Origin of the sequence: Pseudobacter sp. (assembly GCF_051955275.1) — a bacterium.
GTDB lineage: Bacteria > Bacteroidota > Bacteroidia > Chitinophagales > Chitinophagaceae > Pseudobacter.
Genome location: NZ_JBQCGW010000308.1, coordinates 1 through 5,943, shown reverse-complemented (window position 1 = coordinate 5,943; position 5,943 = coordinate 1). Strand labels below are relative to the sequence as shown.

Here is a 5,943-nt window from a genome sequence, read left to right as displayed (position 1 = left end):
CAAAAGTATTTTTGACGTTTCGTTTCGTTCAGTTTTCAAAGATCGAACTTGGTCGCTCATGAGCGACTTTTCTATATTACTACTACTAAAAGGTTTTGTCAACACTTTTTTTTGGTGGAGCCTAGCGGGATCGAACCGCTGACCTCCTGCGTGCAAGGCAGGCGCTCTCCCAGCTGAGCTAAGGCCCCAAAATAAGTATCGGGAAGACAGGATTTGAACCTGCGACCCCCTGGTCCCAAACCAGGTGCGCTACCGGCCTGCGCTACTTCCCGAACTTTTTCCGGACGCAATCCGAAAATTGCGGGATGCAAAAGTAAGGAATTCAATCACTAAAAAACAAAGTTTCCTGATTTATTTTTCAGGAAATCTTTCTCATCCCCCCTTATTCCGCCTTCAACCACCCCGCCGCAGTACTCCCTCTTTTTGTCGCAGCCGCACCCCATCTGCTTTTCCGGGCTTCTGTAGGTTTGCAGCATAACAATCAAAAAAATTACAATGAAAAAGCTGACCTTACTTCCTCTGATGGCCATCACCCTCTTTTCATGGAAAACCATCCCAACCGATAACTGGACTTTCGATGAGCACCATGCCCGTCTCCGGTTTTCCATTTCCCATCTCTCCCTGGCCGATGTGGAAGGATCCTTCAAGATCAAAGAATCCACCATTACTGCCAATGGAAAGGATTTTACTGACGCTACGGTTACCCTCGTTGCCGATGCGGCTTCCGTCAATACTGAAAATGAAATGCGCGACCAGAACCTGCGCAAAGCAGATTGCCTGGATACTGAAAAGTATCCAACCATTACCTTCAAAAGCAAATCATTCAAAAAAGTGTCGGGTAATCAATACACGGTAACCGGACCGCTGACCCTGCACGGCATAACCAAAGATATAACGCTTACTGCCACCAGCAGGCTGGGAGAGAACCCCATGGATAAAACACCCATGGCTGGCTTCAAAGTAACCGGTACCATCAACCGAAAGGATTTCGGGGTATCAACATCTACGCCTGCCGCCTTCCTGGGAGAAGAGATCCAGATCGTTGCTAACGTGGAGTATATCAAAAAATAACTATACCAGGCGGTCGCGGAGCGCCTTGGCAACTGCCTCGCTCTTGGAGTTAACGTGAAGTTTCTCGTAAATGCTGCGGATATGGCTGCGCACCGTATCGATGGAAATATACATTTCGGCAGCTACCATCTTGTAACTGTTTCCGTCGACCAGCGATTGCAATACCTGCTTTTCGCGTTGGGAGAGTGCGTAATCAGGACTGGCGGATGGCTGCATACCCGCAAACATCTTCAGCACCTGTGTGGCAATGGAGGCATTCATAGGAGCGCCGCCTTCGTACACCTCCCTGATATAATCGATCAGTCTGGCAGGAGGCGTTTTCTTCAGCAGGTAACCATTGGCGCCCTGGCGGATCGCTTCAAATACGTTTTTGTTATCGTCAAATACAGTCAGCATCAGGATCTTTACGTCCGGGTGCTGACTTCTTATTTTGGCCAGCCCCTCGATGCCTGTCATGGCCGGCATATCGATATCCAGCAATACCACATCAGGCTGCAGGGTGATGATGTCCTGTACAGCGGTTTCGCAATTGTCGAATGCGCCCACCACTTCAAATCCATCGGTGTTGCTCAGCAGGAGCACCAGGGTTTCCCGCATTACTTCCGAATCATCGTATAAAAGGATCTTGATCATTTTTTTAGTTTGGTTGTACAAAGGTAGGGGCTGCCGGTTTTTTACAACATAGCATAATTATGCTAAGGGTATCCTCAGTTCCACGGATGTGCCGGATTCAGGCGCTGAAATGATCTGCAGGGACCCATTCATGGCCTCGGCACGCTTGCGCATATTCCTTAACCCGTTGCCTCTGACCGTCCCCTGCTGCCCTGAATTACTCCTGAAACCAACGCCATTGTCGGTGATGGTCATCAGCAGCACGTTTTTCTGCCTTTTCAGGGTGATGTCCACCTTCGAAGCCTTTGCATATTTCACAATATTGTTGACCGCTTCTTTGAAAACCAGGAAGATCTCCCTTCTCCATTCCATATCGAAGGTCATATCCTTCACGGCTTCGTCAACCACGAAGCTATAGTCGATATCACTGGCTTCCAGCACGTTTCCGGCGAATTCCTTCATGCGCGCCACGATCTTCCTCATGCTGTCGTTCACCGGGTTGATACTCCATACAATATCGTCCATGGCTTCCATAATACGACTGGAGCTTTCGCTGATCCTCCCCATATAATCCTGGCTGGCCTTCTGATCGGAATCCAGTTTCTTCACGGCCATATTACTCAGGATATTGATGGTGCTGAGCGTGGACCCCATATCATCATGAAGGTCGCGGGCCAACCTGGTCCGGATCTTTTCTACCTGCATCAGCCTGCGTATACGCAAACGATAGAGATAGTACAGTGCCCCGGCAATGCTGATCCCTACCAGCCCGAAGAACCAGAAGGTCCTCCAGAATGGTGGACGGATGGTAATCCGCATGGAAGTAATATGCGGTGAATAGATGCCTTCTTCATTCCTCGCACGCACCCTGAACACGTAATTGCCCGGAGGTAATAAAGTGTAGTTCACCTGCAATGCGCCTTCCATCCGCTGCCAGTCCTTATTGGCTCCTTCGAGCATATAGTAGTAACTGAGCTTGTCGATGCGGGCGAAACTCAGGGCTGCAAAGGAGAGGGTGATAGAATTGCGGTTATACGGAAGCGTTAGCCCTCCCTGTTTCATGATGGAATCCACCGGCAGGAAATCATTGAAGAGCTTGCAGCTTCCGATGAGCACATCGGGAGGCAGGGATTTGTCGCGGTACGTCAGCGGATCAAAGGTCACCATATTGGCATTGCCTGCAAATGCCAGCCTGCCACTTCTCAGTTTAAGACTTGTTTCCAGCTGGTAATACTGATTGTACACGGTGATCAATCCATCCCATTGCGTGAAGCGGATAAAGTGATTGCCTTCCAGGTTGTATTTGTACATCCCGTTAGGTGTGCTCAGCCACACATTGTGCTGATTGTCTACCTGCATAGTGAGTACAGGTCCAACCGGCCACTGATTATACCGGGATGCGGTAAACATATTTCCTGTATTGTGATTGAGCAAGATCAGGTTGTCTCCGGCAAATGCATAGATGCTGTCGTTCACCTGCAATACATCCCTTACATGATTGCCATACAATAAGAGCTGCGGGCTGGGCAGGTCATATTTTTTTAGTTGCTTGCCAGTGAGGGGGTCCAGCACTATCACACCGTTTCCACTGGTGGCGGCCCAGAGCAGTCCCCTGTTATCAACAAAAAGTTTGTTGATGGTGGAGCCAGGCTGATTGATCAGTTTGAAGGAGCTGTCATGCAGGGCAGCTCCTTTCTTCCATTTCAGTATTGTTCCTCGTTGTGTTCCGAACCAGAGATTTCCATTGGGATCTTCTGCGATCTGCCGGATGGTGGAACCGCCGAATGGAGTGGGTTTCAGGTATTCTGAACGCTGCCGGAGCGTGTCGTAGATCATCAGTCTGCCGGACTGACACGCAAACCAGATCCGGCCTCCGGGTAGTTCCTGGTGCATATCCCAGGTGAGCAGATAATTGCCATCATTCTCAGGATAATCAAAAGTGATCTCTTTTTTGAGCAATGTGGGTCGCCGGGTAAGCACACCACGGCCCCAGGTACCTACCCAGATATCCCCGCCGGGTGTTTCCAGCAGGTTGGTGATATTGGCACGCTTCTTATCCTGCTTCAATACCAGGTGAAGACTACTGTTGATCTTGCTCATGGAATTGAACAGCCCATTATCCGTTGCCACCCATAGGATATTTTCACGGTCCTGTATAACCGAATATACTTTTGTGAACTCTATATTGTAGGGGCTCTGCCCGGGAAATACGAAAGTCTCGAACCTGTCTTCCATCCGCATGGCCATGAAGTACAGTCCATAGGCAAGTACGGTGGTATCCCCGAATTCCATCCATTTGTTCAGCTCATAGTATCCACCGGGTGAAACGGTGGTCAGCCCCATCGTATCATTGCTGTAGCCCCTGCTGCGTTCATCATAACAGTAGTAGGTGAGGTTGTTTTTGGTAGTGTCCCATACCGTCAGCCAGTGTCTTCTTTTAACATCCACATAAAAGTTAACGATATGATGGCCCATGCGTGGATCGTTGAGCAGAAAATGCGGAGCATCTGCCTGGCCGGCAGTGAAGAGCTGTTTCCTTTTTTTATCATAATAGGCAAGTCCATTCCTGCCACCGATCCAGAATCTTCCTGCACTGACATCATCATAAGTAACAAAGAGACCGAAGGAGCGGGGGACCCTGAAAGGGCCGGTATCTTCCCTGAACACATTGTGCTCTTCATCAAAAAAAAGCCAGCCCCATCCGTGCACTAAAACGAATACATGTCCATTTCCATCTTTTTCCAGGAAAAGATTGGCGGTTTCCGGAATATTGAGACCCTTTGCCAGCGGCACCTGTTTGTAGCGGAAGCTGCTCTGGTCAAAGATCCCGAATGTTTTTCCCATGCGCAGCCACATGCGTCCTGTTGTATCCACCACCAGCTGGTTCACCGGAAGCTTGGGGAGCCTGTCAGGGCCGCTTCCATGATGCAAAGAAAAGAACTGGTAACCATCATACCGTTGCAAACCGTTTTCCGTACCTATCCAGAGATAGCCTTTCGGATCCTGCCAAAGGCAGTAAACAAAGTTGGAAGCCAGACCATCGCGGGGTGTGATATGATTGAAGATGAATTCCTGCGCCTGTGAACGCAATGCGAACGGAATTGTGAAGCCCAGCAACAGCAGATTGAGCAGGAATCTGCGGAGGCCGCTTCCGGACTGCATCCTGAAGTGCTTCTTCAAAAACTTGCTCTCTGTAATGCGGGCCTTATGATGAGTGATCATTGTTAACTGAATGATAAAAAGGTTCGGGATTGAAGGCAAATGTACAACAGATGCCGTCAGTACTGCTATTTCTACCCTTCATTAGCATGTTTATGCGATTGAGACGCATAGCCAGCTGCAGTAGTTTTGCTGTTGTTAAATCATCGATATGAAAAAGCTCATTTTATTATGTCTGTTCGTTACACCCCTCATCTCTCAGGCTCAGTTGGGCGGTCTTATCAATAGGGCCAAAAACAAGATTAAGGAAAAAGTAGATAATAAAGTAGATAAAGAAATCGACAAATCCCTGGAGCCCTCCAAAAGTGCAAAGGAAGAAGAGGAAAAGCCCGCCGCAGAGGAGAAGGCCAAATCCGGTACAGTGGCAAAAGCACCTGTAACAGCCTATTCAAAATACGATTTCATTCCTGGAGAGAAAGTGATCTTTGCTGACGATTTTGCCCAGGATAATATCGGAGAGCTGCCACTGGGATGGAATACCAGAGGAAAAGGAGAAGTGGTAACGCTGGAGAATGTTTCCGGTAAATGGTTGCGCATGTTCACCGGGGCTCAGTACCTCTTCGGAAACAGCAAGTCTTTCGGAGAGAACTTTACCGTTGAATTCGATCTGTTCGTGGATGGTACAGCGCCGCAGGGTACACGCTTCTTCCCCGGTTTCAAATTCGGCGTTTTCAACAGCGGTACTAAAAAAGCCACAGATAAATCATTATGGTCTGAAGTAGAATGGAGAGATAAGAATGTACTGGAAGTGACCACCAAACCAAACCTCGATCTGATTTCCAAAGCAGAGCTCTATTCCCGCGCCAAAGGCACTCCGGGTTTCAATACCGGAAATGTTGATTTCGCTGCGTTCAGCAAATCATTGTTCAAGCCCGCTCATTACGCAATACAGGTACAGAAAACACGCGTACGGGTCTGGATCGATGGTAACAAAGTGTTCGATATCCCCGATGCGGTGGATATGTCCGTTCCCTTTAATAATCTCGTTTTCGGTGTAGCGGATTATGTGTTCTACAACGAAAGTAATTTTGGAATTTATAT

4 protein-coding genes and 2 tRNA genes are annotated in these 5,943 nt (G+C 48.5%); 2 read left to right on the top strand and 4 right to left on the bottom strand.

The annotated features are described in order from the left end of the window. Positions 1–112: 112 nt before the first annotated feature. Positions 113–188 (bottom strand) — tRNA-Ala (locus tag ACTHMC_RS27630). 10 nt (positions 189–198) lie between these two features. Next, positions 199–272 (bottom strand) — tRNA-Pro (locus ACTHMC_RS27625). A 223-nt stretch (positions 273–495) separates the two neighbouring features. On the opposite strand from ACTHMC_RS27625, the gene ACTHMC_RS27620 reads away from it, so the two are divergent. Continuing rightward, on the top strand, positions 496–1,071 hold the full coding sequence (locus ACTHMC_RS27620; RefSeq protein ID WP_440418310.1) for a YceI family protein: 576 nt from the start codon (positions 496–498) through the stop codon (positions 1,069–1,071). On the opposite strand, the gene ACTHMC_RS27615 is transcribed toward ACTHMC_RS27620, so the two are convergent. Next, positions 1,072–1,704, bottom strand: a complete 633-nt coding sequence (locus ACTHMC_RS27615) for a response regulator (RefSeq protein WP_440418309.1) — start codon at positions 1,702–1,704, stop codon at positions 1,072–1,074. A 57-nt stretch (positions 1,705–1,761) separates the two neighbouring features. Next, on the bottom strand, positions 1,762–4,905 hold the full coding sequence (locus tag ACTHMC_RS27610; RefSeq protein WP_440418308.1) for a two-component regulator propeller domain-containing protein: 3,144 nt from the start codon (positions 4,903–4,905) through the stop codon (positions 1,762–1,764). A gap of 148 nt (positions 4,906–5,053) precedes the next feature. On the opposite strand from ACTHMC_RS27610, the gene ACTHMC_RS27605 reads away from it, so the two are divergent. Beyond that, positions 5,054–5,943: hypothetical protein (locus ACTHMC_RS27605; RefSeq protein WP_440418307.1), on the top strand; the 890-nt coding region annotated here is incomplete at its 3' end.

Coding starts and splice junctions, on each gene's coding strand:
- ACTHMC_RS27620 (WP_440418310.1), top strand. CDS start 496: ATGAAAAAGCTGACCTTACTTCCTCTGATGGCCATCACCCTCTTTTCA.
- ACTHMC_RS27615 (WP_440418309.1), bottom strand. CDS start 1,704: ATGATCAAGATCCTTTTATACGATGATTCGGAAGTAATGCGGGAAACC.
- ACTHMC_RS27610 (WP_440418308.1), bottom strand. CDS start 4,905: ATGATCACTCATCATAAGGCCCGCATTACAGAGAGCAAGTTTTTGAAG.